The organism is Pseudomonas fluorescens, from assembly GCF_900636825.1.
In the GTDB taxonomy this organism is placed as follows: domain Bacteria; phylum Pseudomonadota; class Gammaproteobacteria; order Pseudomonadales; family Pseudomonadaceae; genus Aquipseudomonas; species Aquipseudomonas fluorescens_BG.
This window is the reverse complement of sequence record NZ_LR134318.1, coordinates 2,685,186-2,710,134: the sequence shown is the minus strand read 5'-3', so window position 1 is coordinate 2,710,134 and position 24,949 is coordinate 2,685,186. Positions and strand designations below refer to the sequence as shown.

General features: G+C 53.3%; 26 protein-coding genes and 3 pseudogenes. 10 read left to right on the top strand and 19 right to left on the bottom strand.

Features of this window, described 5'->3' with window-relative positions; all coding sequences use genetic code 11:
- The first annotated feature begins 385 nt into the window (after positions 1 to 385).
- Entirely contained in the window at positions 386 to 643 is a 258-nt protein-coding gene (locus EL257_RS12245; protein WP_126362873.1) for a hypothetical protein, read from the top strand.
- A 148-nt stretch (positions 644 to 791) separates the two neighbouring features.
- On the opposite strand, the gene EL257_RS12240 is transcribed toward EL257_RS12245, so the two are convergent.
- The gene (locus tag EL257_RS12240; RefSeq protein WP_126362871.1) at positions 792 to 1,196 is read right to left on the bottom strand and encodes a DUF3597 domain-containing protein; all 405 of its coding nucleotides are present in this window, start codon (positions 1,194 to 1,196) and stop codon (positions 792 to 794) included.
- Between the two features lie 214 nt (positions 1,197 to 1,410).
- A complete protein-coding gene (locus tag EL257_RS12235) occupies positions 1,411 to 1,836 on the bottom strand; it encodes a VOC family protein (protein ID WP_232013078.1) in 426 nt (141 codons plus the stop codon).
- Between the two features lie 1,003 nt (positions 1,837 to 2,839).
- Between EL257_RS12235 and EL257_RS12230 the strand changes: the two genes are divergently transcribed.
- Entirely contained in the window at positions 2,840 to 3,508 is a 669-nt protein-coding gene (locus EL257_RS12230) for an isochorismatase family protein (protein WP_126362869.1), read from the top strand.
- Positions 3,509 to 4,458: 950 nt separating this feature from the next.
- On the opposite strand, the gene EL257_RS12225 is transcribed toward EL257_RS12230, so the two are convergent.
- Both EL257_RS12225 and EL257_RS12220 read right to left on the bottom strand, forming a co-directional pair.
- Positions 4,459 to 4,824 carry a histone-like nucleoid-structuring protein, MvaT/MvaU family gene (locus EL257_RS12225; protein ID WP_126362867.1) on the bottom strand — a complete coding sequence of 122 codons (366 nt, stop codon included), beginning with the start codon at positions 4,822 to 4,824 and terminating at the stop codon, positions 4,459 to 4,461.
- Positions 4,825 to 4,991: 167 nt separating this feature from the next.
- The gene (locus tag EL257_RS12220; protein ID WP_126362865.1) at positions 4,992 to 5,288 is read right to left on the bottom strand and encodes a hypothetical protein; all 297 of its coding nucleotides are present in this window, start codon (positions 5,286 to 5,288) and stop codon (positions 4,992 to 4,994) included.
- Positions 5,289 to 5,791: 503 nt separating this feature from the next.
- On the opposite strand from EL257_RS12220, the gene EL257_RS12215 reads away from it, so the two are divergent.
- Together EL257_RS12215 and EL257_RS12210 are read left to right on the top strand one after the other, a co-directional pair.
- The gene (locus EL257_RS12215) at positions 5,792 to 6,073 is read left to right on the top strand and encodes a hypothetical protein (RefSeq protein ID WP_419866598.1); all 282 of its coding nucleotides are present in this window, start codon (positions 5,792 to 5,794) and stop codon (positions 6,071 to 6,073) included.
- A gap of 228 nt (positions 6,074 to 6,301) precedes the next feature.
- Entirely contained in the window at positions 6,302 to 6,676 is a 375-nt protein-coding gene (locus EL257_RS12210) for an NUDIX domain-containing protein (protein WP_126362863.1), read from the top strand.
- A gap of 35 nt (positions 6,677 to 6,711) precedes the next feature.
- On the opposite strand, the gene EL257_RS12205 is transcribed toward EL257_RS12210, so the two are convergent.
- From EL257_RS12205 to EL257_RS12175, 6 genes are all read right to left on the bottom strand, one after another.
- On the bottom strand, positions 6,712 to 7,335 hold the full coding sequence (locus EL257_RS12205) for a cyclodeaminase/cyclohydrolase family protein (RefSeq protein WP_126362861.1): 624 nt from the start codon (positions 7,333 to 7,335) through the stop codon (positions 6,712 to 6,714).
- A 320-nt stretch (positions 7,336 to 7,655) separates the two neighbouring features.
- On the bottom strand, positions 7,656 to 8,462 hold the full coding sequence (locus EL257_RS12195) for an alpha/beta hydrolase (protein ID WP_197722581.1): 807 nt from the start codon (positions 8,460 to 8,462) through the stop codon (positions 7,656 to 7,658).
- Positions 8,463 to 8,470: 8 nt separating this feature from the next.
- Positions 8,471 to 9,874, bottom strand: coding sequence for a hypothetical protein (locus EL257_RS12190; RefSeq protein ID WP_126362859.1), 1,404 nt, complete (start codon positions 9,872 to 9,874; stop codon positions 8,471 to 8,473).
- Positions 9,871 to 10,779 carry an alpha/beta fold hydrolase gene (locus EL257_RS12185; RefSeq protein WP_126362857.1) on the bottom strand — a complete coding sequence of 303 codons (909 nt, stop codon included), beginning with the start codon at positions 10,777 to 10,779 and terminating at the stop codon, positions 9,871 to 9,873. Before EL257_RS12185 ends, EL257_RS12190 begins: the two co-directional genes overlap by 4 nt.
- Before the next feature lie 96 nt (positions 10,780 to 10,875).
- A complete protein-coding gene (locus EL257_RS12180) occupies positions 10,876 to 13,278 on the bottom strand; it encodes a membrane-bound PQQ-dependent dehydrogenase, glucose/quinate/shikimate family (RefSeq protein ID WP_126362855.1) in 2,403 nt (800 codons plus the stop codon).
- Positions 13,279 to 13,303: 25 nt separating this feature from the next.
- The gene (locus tag EL257_RS12175) at positions 13,304 to 13,741 is read right to left on the bottom strand and encodes a termination factor Rho (RefSeq protein ID WP_232013077.1); all 438 of its coding nucleotides are present in this window, start codon (positions 13,739 to 13,741) and stop codon (positions 13,304 to 13,306) included.
- A 209-nt stretch (positions 13,742 to 13,950) separates the two neighbouring features.
- Here EL257_RS12175 and EL257_RS28390 point away from each other — a divergent pair.
- Positions 13,951 to 14,526 (top strand): annotated as a pseudogene (locus tag EL257_RS28390) (SDR family NAD(P)-dependent oxidoreductase); the annotation flags it as partial.
- A 302-nt stretch (positions 14,527 to 14,828) separates the two neighbouring features.
- Here EL257_RS28390 and EL257_RS28385 read toward each other — a convergent pair.
- Positions 14,829 to 14,951 (bottom strand): hypothetical protein, encoded by a 123-nt coding sequence (locus EL257_RS28385; protein ID WP_419866597.1) that lies wholly within the window; start codon positions 14,949 to 14,951, stop codon positions 14,829 to 14,831.
- A 20-nt stretch (positions 14,952 to 14,971) separates the two neighbouring features.
- Complete coding sequence (locus EL257_RS27750) at positions 14,972 to 15,148, bottom strand: hypothetical protein (protein ID WP_172604475.1); 177 nt, start codon at positions 15,146 to 15,148, stop codon at positions 14,972 to 14,974.
- 258 nt (positions 15,149 to 15,406) lie between these two features.
- On the opposite strand from EL257_RS27750, the gene EL257_RS12160 reads away from it, so the two are divergent.
- Entirely contained in the window at positions 15,407 to 16,306 is a 900-nt protein-coding gene (locus EL257_RS12160) for an SDR family oxidoreductase (protein WP_126362853.1), read from the top strand.
- A gap of 497 nt (positions 16,307 to 16,803) precedes the next feature.
- On the opposite strand, the pseudogene EL257_RS12150 reads toward EL257_RS12160, so the two are convergent.
- Positions 16,804 to 16,971 (bottom strand): annotated as a pseudogene (locus EL257_RS12150) (DUF2188 domain-containing protein); the annotation flags it as partial.
- Between the two features lie 10 nt (positions 16,972 to 16,981).
- Complete coding sequence (gene ligD / locus EL257_RS12145; RefSeq protein WP_232013103.1) at positions 16,982 to 19,519, bottom strand: DNA ligase D; 2,538 nt, start codon at positions 19,517 to 19,519, stop codon at positions 16,982 to 16,984.
- Between the two features lie 508 nt (positions 19,520 to 20,027).
- Here ligD and EL257_RS12140 point away from each other — a divergent pair.
- From EL257_RS12140 to EL257_RS12135, 3 genes and pseudogenes are all read left to right on the top strand, one after another.
- A complete protein-coding gene (locus EL257_RS12140; protein WP_197722580.1) occupies positions 20,028 to 20,849 on the top strand; it encodes a flavodoxin family protein in 822 nt (273 codons plus the stop codon).
- Between the two features lie 37 nt (positions 20,850 to 20,886).
- Positions 20,887 to 21,102, top strand: coding sequence for a hypothetical protein (locus EL257_RS27840; RefSeq protein ID WP_197722579.1), 216 nt, complete (start codon positions 20,887 to 20,889; stop codon positions 21,100 to 21,102).
- Between the two features lie 125 nt (positions 21,103 to 21,227).
- Positions 21,228 to 21,395: pseudogene (locus EL257_RS12135) on the top strand (DUF4113 domain-containing protein); the annotation flags it as partial.
- Between the two features lie 869 nt (positions 21,396 to 22,264).
- Here the strand turns inward: EL257_RS12135 and EL257_RS12130 are convergent.
- Positions 22,265 to 22,564, bottom strand: a complete 300-nt coding sequence (locus tag EL257_RS12130; protein WP_126362847.1) for a hypothetical protein — start codon at positions 22,562 to 22,564, stop codon at positions 22,265 to 22,267.
- Positions 22,565 to 22,717: 153 nt separating this feature from the next.
- Here EL257_RS12130 and EL257_RS12125 point away from each other — a divergent pair, with 153 nt between their 5' ends.
- Positions 22,718 to 23,017: a hypothetical protein gene (locus EL257_RS12125; protein WP_126362845.1), complete on the top strand. Its 300-nt coding sequence runs from the start codon at positions 22,718 to 22,720 to the stop codon at positions 23,015 to 23,017.
- A gap of 51 nt (positions 23,018 to 23,068) precedes the next feature.
- On the opposite strand, the gene EL257_RS12120 is transcribed toward EL257_RS12125, so the two are convergent.
- From EL257_RS12120 to EL257_RS12110, 4 genes are all read right to left on the bottom strand, one after another.
- Positions 23,069 to 23,602 carry an HAD domain-containing protein gene (locus EL257_RS12120; RefSeq protein ID WP_126362843.1) on the bottom strand — a complete coding sequence of 178 codons (534 nt, stop codon included), beginning with the start codon at positions 23,600 to 23,602 and terminating at the stop codon, positions 23,069 to 23,071.
- Positions 23,603 to 23,636: 34 nt separating this feature from the next.
- On the bottom strand, positions 23,637 to 23,759 hold the full coding sequence (locus tag EL257_RS28380; protein WP_419866620.1) for a hypothetical protein: 123 nt from the start codon (positions 23,757 to 23,759) through the stop codon (positions 23,637 to 23,639).
- A 137-nt stretch (positions 23,760 to 23,896) separates the two neighbouring features.
- On the bottom strand, positions 23,897 to 24,385 hold the full coding sequence (locus EL257_RS12115) for a hypothetical protein (protein WP_232013076.1): 489 nt from the start codon (positions 24,383 to 24,385) through the stop codon (positions 23,897 to 23,899).
- Positions 24,386 to 24,538: 153 nt separating this feature from the next.
- Entirely contained in the window at positions 24,539 to 24,943 is a 405-nt protein-coding gene (locus EL257_RS12110) for a DUF6957 family protein (RefSeq protein WP_126362839.1), read from the bottom strand.
- Positions 24,944 to 24,949 lie beyond the last annotated feature (6 nt).

The following is a 24,949-nucleotide window of genomic DNA, read 5'->3' as shown; positions in this document are numbered from 1 at the left end:
CAGTTGTAGAGATCAAGACAATTCTTAAAGACAGTGTAATTTGGCGTATGCTTTAGAAGCAAAATCTAAGTGAGCAGGTAAAACCTGAGTGCATCTCAGTGATGATGTACACGCATTCATAATCTCGGTATGGACGATTAATTCGAATATCTGATCGCAGTTACGGCTCAGAGCGAACTAGCTCGCTGATGATTTCGTCACCTAAAACTGGTTCCAGACTTCACGCTACAGTCACCGAACATCTTCGTGCAACACACGGAAAAATTTCCCGCATGTCGGTTGGACGACCGTCAGCCGTGGAGGTTGAACTCGATGACACGGAGGCCGTCTAGCCATAGGAGAGGGCTACCCACAGATTACTTGTCTCATTTTCGAGGTATTTGCTATGACTGTTATGACGGCGCGCTTGAATTATATGCGGGATACCCTGCTTGGCCCAATTTCGAACAGCGCGGAATGCAGAGTCGTAATTACTCCTATCACACCCGGTGCTTTTCAATTGCAGGTGTTAGCGCCACTTCCAAAGGATTTGGAAAAAGCTCACTCGTTGACTATTTACGCCTTAGGTGGACATTTGGTCGGTAGGGTAGCCCACAAGCGCACCTTAGATAATGGTGATTTGGAAATTCAAATCGACGTGTGAGATCGTTGTCCTGATAATTTTATATGGGCTGGTAGCTTGTGTGACACGGGTCAGGCGTTGGCGGTAATCCGTGCCTACCGTCGTTCCTAGATGCAGACCTAGGAAGACGGTAAGTTTTTAATGCACGTTGTGATTGAGGAAGGCCTATTTAGTCCAACAAATCTGCCGGAACCTTCCCGCCATTTTCCGCCAGTTTTTTCATAACTGCCGAATGGAGCCAGATGTTCATGGCTGCCGAATCGTCAGTTGAACCCGTGTAATGTAACTCTGCAGCGAGTTCTTTACGGGCGCCAAGGCTACTATCGATGTTCAATAATTTTAGTAAGTCAACAATCGAAGTGCGCCAGTTGAGGTTCTCGCTTTGCTGACCGGCCAAAGCTTCCAGCTTGGAGGCAACATCCACTTCACTAATTGCAGCCGTCGGCGTTGAAGGCGAGTTCTGTGTTTTCTCAGTTGAGGCGCCGGTAACAGGTGCAGCAGGAGCGGCTTGGGCTGGCGAGGCAGCGTGCTTACCTATTCCTAATTTTTCCAAAATCGTGGTGAACAAGCTCATTGGGATTCTCCAAGTATTTGATGACCAACACTCTGATGAGGATGGCTGCCTACGGATGACCCTCCCAGTCAGGATAAAGTTTTATTGGAATGTCTACCTGAACGCTTACTGGAGCTGCACAAGGGAAGTAGGGGCATAACACGGAACGCTCAGTTCGCCTCAAGAACCTCGATTTTTGACTTTCACCGCGATGACGTTCAATCGGTGATGCCCATCATCCTTTGAAGAAAACCGCGAGCTTGTTACCCACCGGATCGCGAAGGTATGCGACGTAAAAATTTTCGGTGTACGCATCCCGAATGCCTGGTTTACCTTCACCCGTCCCACCGCTGTTGAGGCCCGCTATGTATGCCTCATCCACTTTTTCGCAAGAATGGGCTCGCAGGGCCGGCATGATGCCGTTCCCTACGGTTGCGGGCTCCCCGTCAAAAGGCTGAGCGATATGGATGCTTCCTGGCCCATTGGACTTGTCCGAAGTGTCTGACAATGAAAAGCAGAAATGTCCCTCTAAGAGATTTTTTTCGTAGCCGAGTGGCGCCAGGACAGCATCATAAAACCGTAGCGAGGCTCGGACATCGTTGGCACCGATGAACAGATAACTGAGCATAATTTTCTCCCTGACGTTGATCCAACGCATCATGGAACCTCTTTAAACCGTAGACTATCGATAGGTTCCGGGCTTCTGTTACCACCAAGCTGCAGTGTAGGTGATGCGCAGTTAAACGCTCATACTGCAGTGTCCTATCTTCGTGAACTACGCACCGTCACCGGGGTATCAACCAACTGACCGAGTTCGTATTAAGGCATAGCGAGGCCTCTCTGCGGTATGTTCAAGCATGGTCAGTCTTGCGTCGGTTGAAATTATCCCAGCAAGGGTAAATGTTCACACAATGAGTTCATTCACCGCTTGCTGTAGCTATGAAACAGTGAATTGGCGCACATGTTCCTGTGAAAGAATCAAAAGGCGTTGTTGAAGATGAGGGGAGACTTACGATACCTTAAAAGCCGCTTTTCCAATAAGGCAAAATTGCTTTAAGGCCTCGCTGGATATGATCGAGTTAGTGGCCGATGCATTAAAGTTGCGCCTATGCAGTAGAATGTACCACAGGCTATTTCAGCGTTTTGTAAGTTGATCAAAATTAGCCTTAATATCGCTCGGCTGTACTGATAAATGCGAGCGTTTCATGCGGTAGCGGTTCCTGAATCGGAGTATCCGTCGAGCAAGAAGACATTAGTTTATCGAAAGGAGCTGCGATATGCCAATGACGGAAATAGAGAGCGATTGCCCCGAAGTAAATCGAGGGAGCATGCGGCCAGACCGTTAAAATGCTGTGACGTATCGATGCGCTATACAATGGCTATGCATCTTCGATGACCATGACCGGTTACTTCACCGCACTACTGGTCGAGCGCATGATCAGCCACGAAATGTTCGACCAGTTGTGCGAATAAATGAGTCATGCGTTATGTAGGTGACAACTGTGCCTGAGCACTTTGCACCTTATGAACGAAAAATTTCGGGGAGCACGGTGCGACCGAAGCTAAAAATAGCATCAGCTACTTCTACTTTCTGGTCTAAGGTTAATGTGTCCCATTGTTCATGGGGCACGTTTGACACCACATTGAACATGAGAGGTACCATCATGACTGTCCCAAATGGGATGCTAGATCCTGACGACGCCGTCATTTTGCTAATCGACCACCAAAGCGGACTCTTCAACACCGTTCGGGATGTCCCCATCCCCGATCTTCGCAACTATGTAATTGCCATCGCGAAGACCGCGACGTTGCTGAACATCCCTGTCATCACTACGGCGTCGGTGCCGGATGGGCCAAACGGCCCGTTAATTCCAGAAATCCATCAGCACGCTCCGCACGCGGTGTTTGTGCCACGCACCGGCCAGATCAACACTTGGGACAATCCTTTATTCGTGAAGGAAATCGAGAAAACTGGCCGAAAAACCCTAATCATAGCTGGCACTCTTACCAGCGTATGCATGGCGTTTCCCGCAGTCAGCGCAGTGCAGGCCGGATACAAGGCGTATTGCGTTGTCGATGCCTCAGGAAACTGGAGCAAGATCGCGACGGACATCACTATTGCCCGGGTAGCCCAAGCTGGAGCTATTCCGACTGATACGTTCGCTATCGTTGCCGAGCTCGTGCAAACCTGGAACCGTCCTGAAGGTTCCCGCTTCGCTGAAATACTTGCTGATCATGTCTGCCCAGAATACAAATGCCTGATGGAGAGCTTTGGCAAAGCCCAAGCAGTTGCGAAGGACGGGCCAGAAACTCATCTGGATAAATACCAGTAATAGCAATCGGTCATGCTGAATGCATTAGCCCTGAACGTTCACAAGGTGATCATAAGGGCGCTTCGGCGTCTTTGCTGAGCATGTGAAAACTAATGCAGCAGCACATGAGGCTGCTCGATTGAGACAGGAATGGGTGTCCGTTATTCAGATCGCGGACAGGCTCGAGCTCTCTGAGACCACGGTTTGCCGGTATTCGAAAACAAAGGTTACCGTACAGTCGTGATTTCGAATGAGCAGTAGTCGGGCATGTACTTGGCGGACGCTGAAGCCAGCGAAGTGGCCCAGCCGGTCTGGTACAGATCTGCGCGATAACTGATATCGGTTCACGCGAAGGTACGGTGGTGTAGTCATGAACCACTCTTTCGATGCGCAACAACGCATAACCAGTCGTAAGCCGAGACAGCCGAGCTGTAACCATGAGCTTGGCTCCCCTTTTCTACTGCATCGGGTGCGCGGAAATAGACAGCAATAAATCCGGCGCACTGGCATGCGCGGGCACGCTACCGAGCGCAGAACAGAGGGGCAAAACACAAAACAAGAACTTGTGTGACGAATTCATAACAATCATCCTCGCAAGAGGAAGTGCGACGGCCCAACCCGTCTTAAGCCCTGACGGCTGAATGTCGGGAAAATCATAGGCCCGGGTTCAGCCCCATTAAACTCATAGGAAAACGCATCGGGCCGGGATCGACGCGGCGCAGCGAAGTCTCAAGCGCAAGGTCTTCACGTTCAACTGCTTGAGGTTGCGAGAGCCAATCACCGGGCTGGAAGCCAAGCGGCCTCACTCTCATCCAATGGAAATTCGCGTATGACTAAAGCTCACGTATCGTGCCAAACGCAAGGGGTAAGAGGGCCACCGTCTGAATAAAGCTATGGAGTCACCCTGAAGTTGACTAAAACACGATAACAAAAAAGGGCCCTATTAGGCCCTTTTTGTAGTCAAACCAAAATCACTTGGTAAGCCAGGACTCGAGCGTCGCGGAGCCGTGTTCAGCTTTCCAATATTTCAATGTCTTGTGATTACCACCCTTGGTTTCTACGACTTCGCCGGTGTGCGGATTTTTATACACCTTCAACTCGCGAGGCTTGCGACTTCTGGTCTTGGACTCGGCGACCGAAGCGCGACGGCCTGCTTGCGGATCAAGCAGATTGATCACGTCCTTAAGGCTGTACCCGTATTTCGCAAGCAAATCACGCAGCTTCGTTTCGAATTCTATTTCTTTCTTGAGGCCAGCGTCGCCCTTGAGGGCTTCAAGAGCCTGGAGCTGCTCGGCGAGGTGTTTTTCAAGTTGACGGAATTCGGCGAGTTTGGACATAAGAAAATTCTCGATGAGTAATATCAGAAGGTTACACGATAAATCACGGCCTGCACTTACAAGAAGTTGCGTCTAAGGTCTTTCACCCGGCCAACGCATATTAATATCTCTTGCCGAGCGACAAAAGATCTTGGATTGATTCCTATGAACGGACGATGCTCCTTTTCTTATTGATGAGTATCCGCCTCCTCAGCCGGATAAAACTCGCCCTCCTTCCCCATCCTTTTTAGCTGTTCGCGCACCATCAACTCTACGCTGACAACTGCGGCTTGGTCGTCAGGGTTGACTAATTGCAAGCACAGGCGTCGGACATTCTGATCGTGGGTGCCCTCGCTCATCATCTCGTGTGTGAAGACTTGTTCGCCACGCCATAGGCATAGCCGATGAGTCTCGCCAAGCCATATTTCGTTGATTGATCTTAGGTCGGTGGTTGCCAGTTGATCGACGCTGATTGTCTTATCCATTCTTCTGAACCTTACCAATAAGCAGATACAGGTAGACTTATGGGAACAGTAGGACGTTCCATACGCCGGCAGCTCACCCGGCCCGATGGTGTAAATACTTTTCGGATTGAGCTCGGACGATCGCCGGTTGAAGCCGGAAAGTACGAATAGACGAAGGGAATTCCATGACTAATCCGGCTGGTTTTACATGCAGATGGCCGCGCTGGGAAAACCTTCCTCCCCTTCTCATCCCACTACTTCCAGTTCGCTGGTGTGCAGCTGCCGATACGCCGGCTCTCATACTGCGGCTGAAATCAGTCATCGACATCATCGACCAGTGAGAGGGTCTGGAATAAATGCGGGCCTTGATTACGAACGTTGGCTACATCCTTGCGACGCCTGTACCAATGAAAGTCGATAACTTGTCGACAGTGTTCCATCACGATTTTCCTCGCTCGATTACCTGAAGTTTCAGGCTGGATCCATTTGCGAGCGTGATCAGGTGCAACCAGCGGGTCTCAGTCATGGATATCCACCACGCCCTCATCGCTTGCGGTGATGATGACGAAGCCGTCCCGCACATCGCCGTGGAGATTTCAGCTATTGATCCGCCCCCCTACATTCAGCCTAGATACGTCACCTGCTTGGATCTAGGAGGCTGGGGCGCGGTATACACCGAGGGACAGGATTGCCAAGTTAAGTCGACTCGGCAGGAAGGCAAATCACTCAAGACCCAAATCAATACTGTCTGGGTGTACGCTCAGTCTGCCAATATGTCGCGGTTTGGGCAGCAGCGGATCCATTGATCCTCATTGCCCTGAACGCAAGCCAAGGGAGACGGTATCTAGGTAACGCTTCCTCCCAAGCCCTATGGGCATGCAACGTCCCAATTGCAGCTCAGTGATTTACTCGGGCCGAAGCGGAAGATCATGTTTCGACAAGCGTCTAATCACCGTCCCAGTCTCCTGCATGACATGGAACCATTGAACTTTGTCGTTACTGCAACCCCTACTCTTAAACGAGAGGTGGAAATCATGAGCGGTTCAAGAGAATTACATGGCACGGTCATCTGCCAATTCGCGGAGAAAATCCTGTTCGTCCGTAAGGAGAAACCTGAATGGTCGCTCCCCGGTGGAAAAGTTGAAGCGAGCGAACCACCAGTTGAAGGCGCACGTCGAGAACTGAAGGAGGAGACGGGCTTAGCGTTCGAAGACGCCGAATTTCTGGGACATCATGTTTTTGATCTAGAAGAACACCATCTTTATCGATTAACTGTCCGGGATGCTGACCAACCGCGTCCAGGCGCAGAAATCGTCGAGTGCCGGTGGTTCACTCACACTGAGTTGAAATCTGTATCGGTGAAGCCCCACAACGTTGAGCTACTGAAATTGCACGGGCTATTTTTATAAGGAACCTGGAATAAGCTCCTTCATTCCACAGGGCGTCATGCACCCAAAGGGCCGAGTTCGACGGCGTCCGACACAATGGCCGCAGGCGATATTCTCCGTAGACGTGCCAGTAATTCATCGGCCTGTGATTGTAGTTCGGCACGGGTTCGAGTCAGCTCTTCTGTGTGGGTAGAAGGAGTAAGGTTGGCGGCATCAGTATCAACGTTAATGAGAAGCGCAGATAGGCTTGCGTACATCATCAATGCAGACGAGACCACGTCGCAATGCAGCGCTTTTTTTACTTTTGCTATAGCGCTTTGCGCAAGCGCGATACCCTCATAGCACGACCGGGCAGCGGCTAATGAACCTAAGGTTATGTCAAGCGCATGCTGCCGACTGTGACGAGAAGATCCTGTAGCACCATTCTCAATAAAGGCACCGAAAGTTCGCATGTCGTTGTCAGCATGCGCTTTCATCACACCAAGCAACTGCTCTACTTCGGCGGCAATACCTAGCGCATTATTTCCCAGTTCCTGATCGCAAGATTTGCGAATCGCCATTTGCAGAAGCGCTAGCGCCAAACCTGCAGTGACGCACGCAGTGGCACCGCAGCTTGGTACAGGCGCCGGTGAGGCGACTTGTTCGCAAAACGAATCCAGAGTGCATGACCATACGCTCATGTGGTAATCCTCAGCGGTTATGCTGCGGAGTTAGACGAGTGCTCTCAGAGGTATCGCGGTTTGAGTCGCTGCAACATTGGCTCGGCTCCTGGTATTGTACCGCCGGGTTGGCCAACTGACCTTCGGCGCTCCAAGTCACTCAAGAGTTTGATGAAAATCTGGCTGGGATCGGCAAGCTAAGCGTGGCTCGATTCGTGCCAGGCGTATCCCGTGACTGAGTTACGACGGATTGCGCTGAACCGCTACAAATTGTTCGGGAGATATGACTGCAGTAGAACGCTGCTGGCAGATCATCCTCAACGTTTTTTAGATCCAGCGCGTTAGCACTGGTCGGCGACGGTACGCAGAAACTCCAGTACGTAACGCTCACCCCCGCTCTCCCATACGTCGACGTGCCCTGCACCTCGAATCAGTATGAACTGAGAAGGTTTATTTGCCGCCGCATGAAGTTGCTCGAAATGAGCGGTCGGAATCACCAGATCTTTATCTCCGCCGTAAATCAATAACGGTGCACAAACTCGACCAATCTTCGACAGGTTATCGTAGCGATCCCGGGTGAGCCGCTCTATGGGCAGCCAGAAAAGTCGTGCTTTGGCAACAGCTACCACGGAAGTAAACGGTGCTTCCAGGATCAGGCCTGCGCATCGTGTTTCAGTGGCCAGCTGCACCGCCACTCCGCTACCGAGGGAATAGCCATGGATCACCACTGCCCGTCCTGTGCTTTCCAGTAACTTCAATGCTGCTCTGCCGTCGGAGTAAAGGCCCTGCTCACTCGGTCGACCGGGGTTACCTGCGAATCCACGGTATTCAACCTGCAGAACCCCGTAGCCTTCGTCGACCAGCCGTTCCGCGATTGCTGACCGCCTACGCAAATCCTCTCCATTGCCATGTAGCAGCAAAATACACAGCGGCGAACCGGCTACAGGAGGACAATACCTGCACGCAAGTCCAAGACCGTCTGCCGTCACCACAGACGTCCAGACAAAGCGTGGATCAAAATCCAGCGGATGGGCCCGAGTGGTTCTTTCACCAGGGTAAATCAGACGTCCTTGCAACCAATAAATTGCCATGAGGCCGGAAAGGTACAGGAGCAGCATCGCGGCGCCTGCAAAGGTGAGCAGGTACACTATCGAGTTCACGGTTCATTCTCACGAAGCGTCTGAACTTTGATCTCCCTGGCCTCCCCGTGACGCTGCAGTGCCTGTTCGAAGAAATCGAGTTTCATCGGTGGAAGCGGATCAAAGCGGGGCGTTAGCCGTTGAAGATCCTTTGCGAAACGAGTGAAGGTGGCGAAATCCCGAGGATAGCGTTGAGGGTCAACTCCTATAAATTGAGTCTGCCCTTTTGCTCGGCTTAGCGCCCGCCACCAGCGTTGCATGGTGGCTAAACCCACCCCTTCCGTGCCATGAGAAAACAACATCAGATCGACCTGCTCCGGGCCTGCTGCCTGCGCAAGGAACCGCTCCAGAAGCTCAGCGGAAGGTTCTACGCCGAAAAGCAGCCATAGAGGGATGGCTCTGAGACTCAAGGTCGTATGAGGGTCGCATAGCAAAAAGCTGCCGACCAATAGACGCTTGGCCTCAACGCCTTGATCGTCATACCATTGCCGATAAATTTCGGCGGTGGGAACGCTTAATGCTTCAGGTTCTACATAGCTGATTTCGATAACACGCCATTGACGTTGCTCAGCCAACTCTTTCAGATCTTGGAGCAATGCAGGGTCGAACCCCCACTCTGCCTCGGGCGTAAGTTCGGTCGTTGTCGGTGGTTCCCAATGTGTGCGAGGAATATCGTACCGCCTCAAATATTCAGCGACGCGCGGTGAGCCATGAAAGTACTCCGCCTCTATCGCGCCGCCTGTGGCCCCAAACTGGAAGATTGAGCGTGCGCCAGTACGCGTGACGGGCCATTGTCGATCGCAACGGTTCACATAGAGCGTGCCGCCACGCGGTAAGTTGCGCAAAAGGAACTCCCGGTAAGCAAGCGGTAAACGCTGTAACTTGAGCCGAAAGTACGTCATTTGTTGGAGCATCAAACGATCCTGATTCGGATCATGCATGTGATGCACTGCAATTCGCTCATCGGCCTCAAGTAAGTTGGTGACGGTGCCCAGTCCTTCCTGAAAAGCACGCTGGGCGTCGTCTGGATCGTTCCCGAGTGCACGTACGGGACATAAGAAGGTCTGCGGCAGCCAAGGGACTTTCATTGCAGCTGCCAGATGAATCATGGCACCGTTCGAAGAACCAATGAATGCAGCAGGGTACCGTCGATCAGGGTATTGCCCGGCTAACCACTCACTGATGGCCTCGAGATCCAATCGTCGCGCCTGTCCTTTACCTATGCCTTCAGCCATTCCACCGAAAGCGTAAATCAATTCTCGGGATTTGCTTGGCAAGGCATTAAGGACAAGCATCAACTTGTCCATAACAGCTGACTGGCTCGGGCTGGTAAAGGCCTTATCATGCAGCGCAGCCGCCAACGCCTGAACCATCGCCGCAGCGGAATCAAAACGGGCGATACCACGTGGGGCCCGACTCATTTATCGATTCTTCCGGCATGATTGTTTCCGTCCAAAAAATCTGCCACTGCTAAGGCGAAACTGAAGGGGTACACGTAGTTCATGGTATGAGTGGCACCCTCAACCAGCCGAAATTGGCCGTTTGGCAACAAGTCGCATGCTCGTTGCGCCCACGGCGTCGGAACTACCGGATCGCGTGTACCTTGCAGGATCAGACACGGGGATTGGATTAAGGGCAGACGGGTTTCGACTCTGTCCCGAATCAGTCTGTACATGCTGCTCAAAGCGCGCCAAGGGCCGGCTTTGGCATAGTCGACCCGGCCGATGTCAGCACTCGATCTCCGGCGCTCGCGACGTCCGTTGAGAAAGGCGCGGCTTATCTGAGTGAAGAGATTTCGCGCATCCGGATCGACAGTCAGCCCCTGCAATACAAGACGGTCGACGACTGCAGGATGGCGCACCGCTAGCATAGTCAACACTTGGCAACCGAAGGAATTACCGATAAATGAAGCCTTCCCAACATTCATTGCGCCCAGCCACAAAAACAGAGCGTCGCTTAGGCTTTGGATACTCAGGGAGCTGCGCGGCGAACCGATGACACTCTCGCCATAGCCGGGCAAATCCGGGGCCAGCACGTGATACCCGTTCGCCGCCAATGCCAACGCCAAGGGCTCCATATAGCGACTGGAAATGACCAAGCCATGAACCAGCACCACCACTGGCGCATTTACCTCGCCAACGCTCCGGGTAAACATATGCCAAGGCCCGGCCTGTATGTACTCGCCCTTAATGCCGAGTTGCAGGCTTTTTTCGCTCAGCGCTGGCGTGCGAACCAAACGGCGATAGATGCGACAGCCGGCCACTGCACACAGGCTTGCGGAGCCTGCCAAAACCCAGGTTAGATTATTACGGGAAGATCGCTTCATCGCTTTTCACTCGCGGAGTGGAACGAAGCGCTCGAGCGCACTGCTCATCGCCGTTTCCGAAATGGGTATTCAAGCCCGCAGCGCTGATGTTTGTACTCATGGCTCCCCTCTTTTCGGCAATGCATATGCCTCGACGTAGTCGCCCGACCGAGTCTGTAAACCACCGTGACCACCAGCCGCAATTACTACGTACTGCCTGCCGTCCTTGCCCATGTATGTCATTGGCGTTGCCTGCCCTCCGGCAGGCAGCCGAGCCTTCCAGAGTTCTTTGCCGTTCTGCGCATCAAATGCGCGCAGATAGTCATCCGCAGTTGCTCCCATAAATATGAGCCCGGATCGAGTAGTGACGTTGCCGCCGATATTGAAGATCCCTGTTGGGAAAGGCAGGTTGATATGTAGCCCCATGGGCCCCATGTCACGGGTTGTGCCTACATCATGTTTCCAGACGACGGAACGAGTGCGCAGATCGACTGCTGCCAATTGCCCCCACGGTGGAGCTTTGCAAGGTGCGCCCAACAACCCAAGCCACGGATCGACCTTGACCACATAAGGTGTGCCGTACTGAGGATTGATGGCGAACTTCTTAGGCCTTGGAGGCTGTCCCTTGCCATCCCATGGCTCTACCAGACCTATTTTCTCCGCCTCAGACCTTTCAAGAGTCTGCGCAACAAACGGGATGTAGCTCAGGTTGGCATACAAGCGTTTGCGCTCAGGATCAACTGATGCTCCATGCCAGTCGATGACGCCATCGAATGCTGGATACACCAACGTTTTTTTATCCAGGGCGAACGGCGTAAACGCGCCTTTGTAATCTAGGCGCCGGAACTCTATTCGGCATAGCATCTGGTCGATAGGAGTTACGCCCCAAGTATCCTTCTCCTCTATTTGAGGTGGTGCAAACGAAGGCATGCCCACTGAGTAAGGTTGCGTTGCGGACACAGGTTCACCAGGCAAGCCACCTTGAGGTGCGGGCTTCTCTGCAATCTGGGCAACAGGCTCCCCAGTTTCGCGATTAAGGACAAACAACTCACCGCGTTTAGTGGTTTGCACCAGAGCGGGAACAGTTTTGCCGTTGGTGTCCTGCAGATCTACCAGCGTCGGGCCGATGGGCACATCCATGTCCCAAAGGTCATGGTGCAAGGTTTGGAAAGACCACCGAGGCGCACCTGTTTCGATATCGAGCGCAACCACGGAGCTAGAGTACTTTTCATCGAATGGCCGGCGTTTAGCACCGTAGTAGTCCGGCACTGCATTGCCAGTTGGCAGATACACCAAGCCGCGCTTGACGTCGGCGGTGTATACACCCCAAGCATTGGGGGTGCCTACAGTGAAATTCTCATCGGGCCCGGGGTGGCTGATGACGCTTTCGGGACGACCCACGTCCCATGCCCAGGCAATTTGACCTGTGATTGGGTCAAACGCACGCACCGCACCCGAGGGCTCGTTGGTTTTCTGGCCATCATATATCCACCCACCAAGTACCACTCGATCACGGACGACCAATGGCGGCGACGTCACGAAATGAAAACCTTTGGGCACATCACCCAGATGCTGTTTCAAAGAAACGAAGCCATGATCTCCAAAGCTCGCGCATGGCTTACCCGTGTTTGCGTCCAGCGCAACCAAGCGGGCATCGGCGACTGGAGAAATAATCCGTTGCGGGCAGTCAGTACCTGCCGGGGCCTCGTAATAAGCTACGCCACGACAGGCCAGATAAGCATTGTTCCCTGTTTCTGGTTTGGGATCGAAACGCCAGCGTTCAGCACCGGATACGGCATCCAGTGCGATGACCTGGCTGTGCGGCGTGCAGATGTAAAGTGTGTCGCCCACCTTGATGGGAGTGACTTCGAAATTGAATTCGTAGCCATCCTTGTTTTCTCCGGATCTCGCAACATCGCCCGTTCTGTATTCCCAGGCAGGCTGAAGTTGGTCGACGTTTTGCTGATCAATCTGCGTGAGCGGAGACCAACGCTCACCGCGAGGCGTGCGACCGTAGTAACGCCAGTCATTGTCGACATCTTGAGGCGAAGATGAAGCCTGCGTCAGCTGTGCTTGTGCCTGTTCTGGCGGATCTTTGGGATAGGGATGAGCGAAGAAAAGCAGACCAACGAGCAGCACTCCAACCAGAGGGAAAATCACGTTGCCTGCAGATGAGATGCTCTTACCTGGATGCAGCCGCCGACGAATGCGAGGAAGCAGCAAGTAGAGACCCAGCAAGGTCGGAACGAGAAGCCTTGGCTCCAGGGCCCAAGCATCCAAGCCGCTTTCCCATAAGGCCCACGCAACCGTCCCCAACCAGGCCAGACCGTAAACCCAGAGCGACCACCATCGGCCCCTGATCAAACCGACACCGGTTATCAGCAGAGCTAACCCTGCCAGCAAGTAATAGGGTGACCCGTGCAGCATTACCAGCCAGATACCGCCGCCAAACAGCAATAGTCCAACGAGCGCCACCAGTGCGCCGGTAAACACAGGGGTATTGCGCTGGAACAGATTCATCTGACCTCCACCGGCTCTAGAAAACTCAGATCATGACCAAGGGGAGTCTGTATGCATCACTCCGCTCCACAGTCAGGTTGGTTTGAATCACTTCTTTTGAGCGCTCGATCAACTCAGCTTCGGCCATCTTCGAACGTTCAGAAATATTTTGACTACGGGCATCACTCATCAGGCTTTCCTTGCTCTGCATCTCAAGTGAAGCTTTAGAATCACCGCCACGGCCCCTGCGTGTTTGCGCCGCTCTTTTGCCCGTATCAGATTTGGTCTGTTCTTTCGTAGCGTGCGACGTTTTTCTACCCGAGCCACCAGCCTTTTCACCCCCTCCTGACTGTTTGTTTACGGTTGCCCAAGCGCGCGCTTCCGCTTCGTCTTTCGGCGTACCCTTCCGCTCGTAGCTCTCTTCAATGTGCTCAGCTTTGCGCTTTTGCTCGTCGGTGTACCCGTCTTTGCTTCCACGTGCCATGGCGAGTCCCTCTGTGTAGGAAGGCGCGAACCTGCCCTCATCCTATTCGATAAGGAAGCGAGTTTATTAGGGAAAGTTCACTTGATTTCATTTGAGGAGGCACACACTCGCGTCAAAAATGATCCGTCACATCTAATTTTGAAATGAAGGACAAACGCGAAATGTTCCGCCCATTCAGTGCTCAGTGGAACTGATTAATGATCCCCTGCCTGGAAGGTCGAGAATTTTTCTACGATGATTTGGACTCGACCGGAAAGCCTAGTCCAGACCGTCTTGCGGGGACGATCTCCGACCTCACCCTGACGCTGGTACGCGGGAAAACTCTTCAGCTCGCTGCTGCAAATGGATTCACCGGCTCCGCCGGAGCCTTTGCAGCTTCAAATGAGCCGAAGCAACAGGACAGCGGGAAGTTGAGTGGAAAGTGGGTAGTCATTGCTGAGGCATCTAGCGGTTTGGCCGGGCTACGGCCAAAGCTTTCGCATGAAGGCGCGCGACGAGTATTACAGCCAGGGACGAGGAAGCGCTGTACGAGGTTTAGGGTGAGTGCACAGATTGCGGCACGGCCGCTGTCGCAGTGACCACCGATGTAACTATCAGCCAGCAAATGAAAAATCTCGCAGAGCGCGCCGCAGAGTTCTGGAACGGTCGCATCGATATCTGGATCAACAACGCAGGTTTCGGCGCCGTCGGAAGCTTTGAGAACACGCCCCTTGAAGCTCACGAGCAAGTTCCAGCCAGACTTTGTGGGCAATCTGCGTGGCGCCTATGTGGCCCTGCCCTATTTCATGGTGCTCGGTGGATTGTGTTGTGGTGCATTTCGTTAGTGTGCGTGGCCATGTAGATCACTGGGGTGCTGCGACCGTATAACCCCGATCACATTCCCTGCCCTGTCGACATCGACCTTGTCGCAATGAGGCTCAAGTTCAACGCGACAGATGCTTCTAACCTCATCCTCCTGACCGCCGGGCCCATGTACCATAAGCAAACGCTCAAGCAAATCCAGTTACTCCAGAGTCATTGCTCCCTCCGTATGGGTTTAAACCGGACTTAACTGCCTCTTACCCGGTATGCGCTTTTTACAGGCGAGTCAGCCGTCGAGAATGGGGTTATTTCTACCGACCATTTTTTTGATCGTCTCTGTAGGGATACCGATCAGCGCATATTTGTCCTTGATTTCTACCCATTGCTGGTTCTTCCCAGGCGCACTCAAGTGGTGTTTTTCCCAGTTCTTTATAGCCAGCGATTCGCGCTGGTATTGATCGGAGCGTTGTCACCTTCCTTGATTTCCTCGACGCCGGCACCAGGCCTTTCCATTGTCACGCTCGGCTGTTCACTGGCCTGGCTGAAGCTGGTCAACCCGCACAACGTGGCAAAGCTCAGATGACATAGCGCTTTCTTACCGATCATCAGGATTCTCCTGCTTGATTCACTTAGTACTCTCGTCAGTGCGCCGCGCGCCCCTTTAGCAGCCCCTTTATTGACCGGGATAATCCTCAAAGTTTACGTGGTTGCGCTCACAGACTGGAGGATGGGAGTAAGCGATAGCTGGACGCTCCGCTGGCTTCAAAAGACTGAACGTTTTGTTTTCAAACACCCTCCGACGTTAGGAATCCTGTTGGCGCAAATGCCGTCAACTGGTTAAGACGTCTCGCAGGAGAGTTCACCATGGCGACTGAAAACCAATACTCGATGCAGAACCCACTGACTCAGTACCCGCAGCCGGAATTTCCAAAGCAGCCGCAAACGCCGCCGGGCACCGTGCATAAACTTCAGCCCGCTGCAGACCATGGCGAGACCAGCTATAAAGGTTTCGGCAGACTGGCGGGGCGCAAGGCCCTGATTACCGGTGCTGATTCCGGGATTGGTCGCGCTGCCGCCATTGCTTACGCAAGAGAAGGCGCAGACATCGCGCTGAATTACCTACCAGAAGAGGAAGCCGACGCCAAGGAAGTGGTTGCGCTGATCGAAGCCGAGGGTCGCAAGGCAGTCTGCATTCCCGGCGATTTGACAAGCGAATCGTTCTGCAAACAATTGGTCAGCCAGGCAGTAGAAAATTTGGGTGGGCTTGATGTGTTGGTGAATGTTGCTGGTAAGCAGACCGCCCAAAAGGACATCGCCGATCTCACGACCGAGCAGTTCGACGCGACATTTAAAACCAATGTCTACGCGCTTTTCTGGGTATGTAAGGCCGCTCTGCCGCACTTAAGTCCAGGTGCTACGATCATCAACACAGCTTCGATCCAGGCGTACCAGCCTTCTGAAACGTTGCTTGATTACGCCCCTACCAAATCCGCCATCGTTGCTTTCACGAAGGCCTTGGCCAAGCAGGTGATCAGCAAAGGCATTCGGGTCAATGCCGTGGCGCCTGGCCCTTTCTGGACGCCGCTCCAGCCGAGCGGCGGCCAGCCCCAGGAGAAGATCCCGGAGTTTGGTTCGGAGACTCCAATGGGCCGTCCTGGTCAGCCAGCGGAATGCGCGCCGATCTACGTACTGCTGGCTAATCAAGAGTCGAGCTACATCACCGGCGAAGTTTTCGGCGTTACTGGGGGAAATCCGCTGCCGTAAGTAGCCAAAGCGCTGCATCCGTGCGCACCGACGGCTTTGTCACGCTGGCTCTATACATCGCCTTGAGGGGCGCTACGTCGCCCTCTCAGCGGGCGATGGTTCCATCGATTGTACGCAAATACATACGAGCGCGTCGCAAGACGACCCGTATCGATGGACTTGGCTGGCCACGGTACCGACGGAATGCGCTCGGTTTTAAAACTTCCTCGGCGGAGGTGATCGCCGTATTCGGTTCCGCGAGGCCGCACTGCGCTTATTTCCTTGTCAGACGTCCCGCCAACCGGATGAAAGTTCTCGTGCATGGCAGCATGGCCGCCTGGATTACAGCGCGAAGATTAGACCAAGGTAATATTGGCGGTATAGGTTGGCACGCTGCAAGGCACTTCACGCGCTAGCAGTTGTTGCGCGATGCAACATTGGCCGAATGTGTCATCCGCCCCTATGAGGCCCGGTGCAGATATTCGCGCCCCGCGGAAAGACAACCCATCGAGCCTAGCTGTCACGTCGGTTTTGTGGAACTTCAGCGACGCGGTTTCACCTTCGAGAAAGGCCTTGGCCAGATCCATGATTGCATCCTTGGTAGAAGCAGTTTTTTACGCTCGAGTCGCGCCTTCTTTTTTCAGTTCCCATCCGCTGTCTGTAGGTGTGATGTGAAAGTTTTCCAAGATCTGTCTCCTAACGTATTCCAAGCATTTCGCGCATTTCTTGGGTTATCCGCTGTGCAGTCACCGGGAAGTCGGCCCACGGATCGTCAGTTCCTAACTCGGTAAGTCGCTCGTGCAGGTTATGGATGTTCCAAACATTGGCGCCCTTAAGCTCCAAGATTTCATCTCGATAAATCGGCACCGAAACCGCCAAGCCTGGCCGCGCTCTGGCTGCATAAGCATTGACGGTCGTGGCACCCTTACTGTTTCGTAAATAATCAATGAAGATCCTGCCTACCCGGTTCTTGGGCCCTAGAATCGCTACGAACTTTTCTGGGATAAGCTTGGCCATGTATTTGACAATTCCTTGGCTGAAATCTTTAACGTCGTGCCAGGAATCGCCAGGCGTCAGCGGGACGACCAGATGTATTCCCTTGCCTCCGCTGGTTTTCAGAAATGCCCTAAGCCCTAACTCATCGAGTACGGTTAGCGTTAGTTGAGTTGCTTCGACCATGCTTTTCCAAGGCAGCGCAGGATCCGGGTCAAGGTCGAGGACAAACCTGTCTGGGAGATTCAGGTCGGCCGTTGTGGCGTTCCAGGAGTGGAGCTCAATCGTGCTCATCTGCACAGCACCGACCAACGCTTCGGCATTGTTGATCACCATTGCCGCTTTGCCCGCTTCTGCTTTCGGTATCGCTGTGATCCCCGGAATAGAAAGCTTCTCGGCGTTCTTCTGAAAGAAAAGTTCGCCACCAATACCTTCGGGTGCACGAACCAGCGCTACTGGACGATCTACGAGATGAGGGAGTAACCAAGGGGATACTTCCGCGTAGTACTGCGCGAGTTGCATCTTCGTGGTACCGCTCGATGTATCAATGATTCGATCAGGATGAGTAATGCGGATGCGACTCTGATCAGCCGCCTTCTTTGGCGCCCTATTGCTTGAGGATGACTTTCCAGTATGCGTTTCGGGCGCCGGTTGGGCTTTTTCTTCAGTGATTTCCTTGGGTGGCTTATCTGCGCGTAGCCCCCGAAAAACCGCGTGCCGCACTACCCCATCCTTCGTCATCTCTGCGTATGAAACTTCGGCAAGCAGGTTCGGCTCAAGCCAGTGAATGCCCCGCGCATCGGAGCCGGTCGGTGGATTTTCAACAGGACACGCATCGGTCACCAAAGGGCGCAGTTGGGCAAGGATGGTCTTCAGAGTGGATTCGGTGAAACCAGTGCCGACCTTTCCTGCGAATCTCAGCTCGTTGCCGTCTTCCTTATTCAGACCAAGGAGCAAGGCCCCAAACCCATTCCGGCTGCCTTTAGGGTCGCTGTACCCCACAACCACAAACTCATGTCGCTTCGAACACTTGAGTTTGATCCAGTCATCGCTGCGGCGCGAGACGTAGGGGCTGCCCGACCTCTTGCCAATCAATCCCTCCATCTGCATTGAGCATGCGCTATTCAATAAGGCGTCGGGAGACTCTTCAAAGTCGTCCGAGAAACGCAGCATGGAGTCAGTGTTCTCCGCCAGCAACTGACGAAGCGCATCGCGGCGGGTTTCAACCGGAACCTCGCGCAAATCGAAGCCGTTAAGGTACGGCAGGTCAAAAAGGTAATAAACGATGCCAGCGCTTTTCCCTGCATCGAATGCGTTCTGCAGAAGCTGGAAGTCAGGCACTCCGTTATCGTCAGGTATGACGATCTCGCCATCCAGCCAAGCCGTCTCCAATCCCAACTTTGAAAGTGCTTTTGCTTGATGAGGAAGCTTGGCTGTCCAGTCATGCCCGTTGCGGGTCAAGAGCTTTACCGTGCCATGATCGATCCTGGCGAGCATGCGATACCCGTCAAACTTGATTTCGTAACGCCAATCGTCGCTTTTAGGAGATGTTTCAACTAGCGTTGCAAGCTCCGGAGAAAGCTTCTCGAACAGCGCAGCACGATGTCCTTGCTGTGCCGTCCGAGACGCATGCGACACCGGCGTAGGCGACTCGCCAGGCTTTTTCGCTTTCCCCTTTCCTCTCAGCTTCGGAATGATCGTTCGATCACTCAGCACACTATTTGGTAGTTCCTTAACAATATCGTATTCGGTCTCCGGCCGGGCACTCGAGTCTTGATGTTTGATCAAGAACCATTGTTCCTGCTTGCCGGGTATGTGAGTTCTTACAAGGTTCCATTGCCCGGCGAGTTTCTCACCCTGAAGCTCGAACTTAAGACGTCCTTTTCGATAGCTCTCAATCGGGTCGCCGGTAGGCGTCCAGATACCACGATCCCAGACGATGACTTCACCCGCGCCATAATGCCCTTCCGGAATCGTCCCCTCGAACGTTGCGTAATCAAGTGGATGGTCTTCGACGTGAACTGCCAGCCGTTTTACCTTCGGATCAAGGCAAGGCCCTTTCGGAATCGCCCAGCTCTTCAGCGTACCTTCGAGTTCAAGCCTGAAGTCGTAATGAAGCCGGGTTGCATCGTGTTTTTGCACACAATATTGCAGCGCTTGGGCTTCTCGTTTTGCCCGGCCTTTGCCCGTTTTTGGCTTGGCTACGCCGGTCGGTTCAGGGCTCGCATCGAAGTCTCGCATGCGATTGTATTTTTCGAGCTCCGTTTGCCCTTTAGACTCAGAGTCAACGCCATTTATTTCGGTCGGTCGTGCCAATGAACGGATCAAGTCATCCAGCGGCAGGTTTTGTTCGTCAGCCTGAATCTGCATGGCTTGGATACAGAGCGTATGCCGAAGGTCTTCCAACGATGCTCCGGCTTCTACCGCATCGTTTTCAGTCAAAGACCTGACCGTTTTCAACACATCTGGCTGGGTGCTCAGGAAGATACAAATCGCCCACGTCTCGTCGTTCATCTCCGCGCTCCAATGCGGTTCATGAACAGTTGAGGCGCTGACGGACGATGAGTTCCAAGCTTTGAGCGGAGCAGATGACATTCAGGGAAACGGCGCGTTTGCGATTTAAGGAACGATTTTCCTGGTGCAATTGCCGAAATTGGACGGCACGCGCCGAGTGCGGCCTCGCCTGCTTGATGCCAAACATGATTGGCGCACCAACCTTCTAATCCGTTCGTCCGACCGGAGGTTTCGTATGAGCATCAAGCCGCGACACGGTGAGGCACCGCAGAAGATAGACCGTCAGGCATTTTCCCAACGCTTTCGGGAGAAGTTCGTTGACCCCGCATTTCGAGTGGAAGAAGACGCCATTCAGCGCCTCGAAGAGATCGCTTGGCAGGCCTACAGCGAGGGCCGAAAAGCACCGTTAAAGCAAGCCGCTGGCGTGGGTTTCGCCGATCCTGAATACGAACTGGCAGTGGAGTGGATTCAAGCGCAGCAATCTATCAAGGCTGCGGGACAGGCGCGCGACCAAAGAGGGACGCAATCGCGTGTGCTACTGGTCACGGGGTCGTCAAGAAATGATGGGAGTTGCCCTGGAGAGCTTTCAAAAAGTTGGCGTATGGCTGGTATGGCCGAAGAGGAATTGTCGAAAGCTGGCGTGGAAACAGATTTGCTGGATCTGAGCTTACTGACATCCGAGTATGGTCGTCGGATCTTTCCTTGCAAGGCCTGCGTTTCTACAGCAATGCCGCTCTGTCATTGGCCTTGCAGCTGCTACCCCAATCACTCGCTGGATCAGATCGGGGATGTGATGAACGATATCTACCCTCGGTGGATAGCGGCAGATGGGATCATTCTGATTACACCTGTTTACTGGTATCAGGCGCCAAGCCCCTTGAAGCTGATGATCGACCGACTAGTATGTGCCGACGGTGGTAATCCTGACCCGACTAGCACTCAGGGGAAGGATGCTGAACGGGCGAAAGAAATAGAACTCAATGGCTGGTCATTTCCGAAGCACCTTGCTGGGCCGCGCTTATGGGCTCGTAGTACATGGCGACGTGGCTGGGATTGAAGGTGTTCGCCATGGCCTGTCCGACTGGTTGAATTGGATGGGCCTCATTGACGCAGGAAAAGCTGCAAGCCTTGACCGCTACATAGGCTACTACCGTCCATACGCAACTAGCCATGATGAACTCGACGCCGATCTGGACGTGCAGGAAGAAGTTCGCAACGTTGCCCGCGCAGTCGCCAACGCAGTTCTAGAAATACGCACCAAAGGGCTTTCACAACCCGATAGGCCATTGCAAGATCCGCGTCCGAAGTAGCGATTTAGGAACCCGAAGCTCTCCGACATACGGGCCGTCTGGATGACGGCTCAGGCTAGTTAACTCTCTCTGGTGCATCGTCCAACTTCGAGGTGAGATTTGCAGAAACTGCTAAACGTGTACGGTTATTCGCTCATTCGCAGCCTGTGATGTCGGACAAGGTGATGAGCGTGCTGGATGAGATCAATAGCCGTGGTGGAAAGGGAGTGCTGCGTTTAGCCAGCGGGCCTGCCGCGCTTGGTTGGGCGATGCGTCGAGAGATGATGAGTCAGAGCTATACGACAACCGTGTAAACCCGACAGCTACGTATTTAAAGCGTTCAAGTAGTGTCGTTCAGCTTAGCGGTCGTGACTCAAAAAAGCCGGATGGCTTAACCAAGCTGCTGGAAGAATCCGAAAATTCCCAATCTTGCTAGGCGACGATGAACAACATGCTCCGACTCGCTGGAGCCGCTCTCGATGATACCTCGGCCGTACCGCACCTGGCGCTGGGTTCAAGGCCCTGATTTACTCGTCTTCCGCCGAGAGCGATGAATTGTGGTCAACATCTGCCTGACCGACTAACGCAAAAATTCGAGCGACCAGACGCGTATCCACAGGCAGCATTCGCTCTGGATACGTGTTCAAGTCAGCCGCGAGAAGCCCGAGAGTACGGGATACGGATAGATGGCCTTCCATCGGTTCATTCGCTGGCGAGGTCTTCCGAACGTGGTGCGCGGACTTGATGTTGGGGATACGAGGATCATTCATGATTCAACCTTGTGCGATGCGACGTTGCAGCAACTGCGAGAGTAGGCGCTTGCGCGAAGAAGCGACTGCAGCACTGCTGGACTGGTGGCTGGCGCACTGTTAGATCCGTTGATGGGATGAGGTGGCTGCATTGACATAGGGTGCATCTGCCGGACGCTTTCGTTAAATGGGTGTAAATGGGTGTGTAATTGGGTATGAGATGCTGGAGCTCGTTTCAGATCAATACCTCGGTGGAAGAGGTGCGCCTCAGCTTGCCGATTAGCTGCTCTCGCCTGGGGAGAATTTGTTTCTCCAGGGCAGTCTCTAAAGGATGAGGCGAATAGGCGAGTTTGCCGGATGTGTAGCCTTTACTCCGCAATGCGTTCAATCGGGAAATGGGATGCGGTAATCCCATCAGCGGGACATGGGTGCTTTCAGTTGTCTCCCCAAGGATCGAATTTGTCCCCATACCTAGCGTGTAACGCACGATTGCGTTCGATCCTCCAGATCCACGGATCGTAGTCCTGGGGTAGCGCGGCGAGCTTGGCGCTGATGATCATTTGTACCGACTCGTCACGCATTAATCTGCTGGTCAGTTCGCGGTATTCTCCACGCGTAACCACACCATAAGTGGCGTGATTGTCTTTTACATAGAGATCGGTCATTCCTACCCGCATATGGCCGTATTTTTCTACGTCGTCGGGGTAGACATCCTCAAGGCTAAGGTGCCCCATATCGAACTCCAGGTTTCACAGCCGCCATCGAAAGCCTGCGCCATCATTAAAATCGTTCCTTCGCGACAGCGCCTACGTAAGCCAGCCCACAGCATGCCATTAAGTGTGCGCATGATAACCTCGGTACAGATATCAATGTTCTGAGAACCCGCTTTGAACACACCTGACGCATGTGCCGATTTCAATACCCTAATCAACGCCCCAAAGTTTTCGGACGACCCAGTCGGGCAGCACCAAAAGAAACGGTGGCGACTGCTGGCTGAAGACATTTACCAAAGCACCACGATAGAGGCATTGCTCGAAGCAAGAGGCAAAGCGGAAGGCTACATCCATGGTCTTGTAGATGCCGGACACCTCTCGACCAAGGACTATGAGCGTGATTACCTAATTCTGTGCATCGCTCAAAGGCGGCGTGATTTTCTGCGCAAATTGCTAAACGAATACGGCTACTGAAGAAAAAAATCATGCCTCAGCAGCAATTTCAAAGCGTCTCGGGGAATGTTTTTACGTCCCCATCAGGGCTCTCAGCTTGAGCCGTAGCTCCTCCTGGGTCGGTACTGAGCTAAGGCCCAAGTCAGGATCAGTCCGAATCAAACGTCGATCGTGATCTGGCCAACTTTCAAAAGGATCATCATCTAGGGCGATCCAATTTATCAGGCCCGCCCTGGTTACTGCAGCACGGATCTGCTGATAGCGGCTGTACATGTCATAGCCCTCAAAAGGCGCCTTGGGCATTCTTGAATGCCATGTACTGCTCACGGTGAGATCCTGCAACTCGGGCGGCAAGGCAGCGCGTGCACGGCGGTAACCGAGGATGCGCACCCAACTTGTGGACAAGCTGATTTTGACTTGAGGAAACTCCCTCAATATCTCGACAAGAATTCCGGCATGCATCATAAGGTGCCCGGGTGCACGCAACACCAAACCACTCCGGATACGGTAGACGTCGTCGGGATGCAGCACCCCATCAAAATCGAGGAATAGAACTCGGTCATTCGGCTTTAGCCGGCTAGGTACCAGGAGATTCGAATCAAACATGGTAAAGAACTCTCAAAGCCGGCCTTTCTGGAAGTTATCTGCTTGCCGGAGAGTGCTGCCGCATGCACTCAATCAACTCCTCCAGTAGCTCGTCAAGACTGACTAGGCCATCCGCATATCGCTGCATCTCAGCAAGGTGCGTAGAGGAAGGCCTCACACCTTCGAGTACCTGACAACCAATAACCTCAGCCACTGCTTTGCGACGTCGTTCGCGCTCGAGATCATCGGTCTGCACGTGCCACCTCCCCTTCGCTTAGAAAGCCTCCACCAAAGGGGAAGCGTGGTATGAAGTACTTACTTAAACGCCTTACTGAAGCGTTGAGACAGCGTCGCAGCATCGATCACCGCCCAGCTCTCCGGATCAATGCTCATCCTGATCCAGTTGATCGCAAGTCCCACCATGACCAACCCGGCCAAGATCCCTTCCCAGAACGCCCAAACGAAAGTTGTCCGAACTAGGTAATCAGGGTCAATGCTTCCAGAAACTAGATGAATCGGATAGGGAGAAAGAAAGCAGCCCGCAACAGCCACAGCAACCATCAGGGGAACTGCAGCAGCAACGATCAGGATTGGGACTTTGATCTGGAGCTGCCTAGCCGCCACGAGTTTCCCATTGGAGCCCTTCACGGCGTAGATGATGGCTTTGTTCTCCGTCTTGTCTTTTTTCTTCGTGAAGATGCCGTACAGGGTCACTCGCTCCCCCGCCTCGATCTCTTCAAATATCTTTCCTGGCAGCAATACATTCGGCAACACCTGCCCATCGATAACGATGCGCGCGTTCACAGTTCCCTCCTGGGCGGCAATTACTCGTGGCTTCTCGATCACTCCAGTGACCTGCCGGCAATCAAATCGAATCAAAACGTGCTCCTGCAATTTTTTAAAGGCGTAGCCGATCGCACTGCCTGAATGGCAGCGTGGGTAAAACTGTTAGTTCAGTTACGCTCTAAACGAGAAAACGGTACTCAGTGCTGCGGGCTTTCTCACACCATCACCAAGCAATAGGTAGACGGTGCTTTTGGTTTCAAACATGCACGGGTGGTCATGCGAAACTCCAAAATTTGTGCGCACAAAGTGGCCGGGAGAAAAACGTCGGCGGCTATCCAGGACGACCTCATGGGAGTAGACAGCTTTGGGTAGCAGCCTCATTGATGCGAGACGATCTTGCTCCGCCTGTGTGAGCTGGAGGTCAGCGATGATCCACTGCTTCACTAGGCAGAAAGGCTTTCCCGGAAAAGTTTTTTCGGCGAGCCCTATTAGTTCTTCCTGCGTGGAATGCCAACCAGGAACGACCTCACCACCTCCATAAAAAAACTGAGCGACTTCATCAAGGGTTACTGACATGGCGTC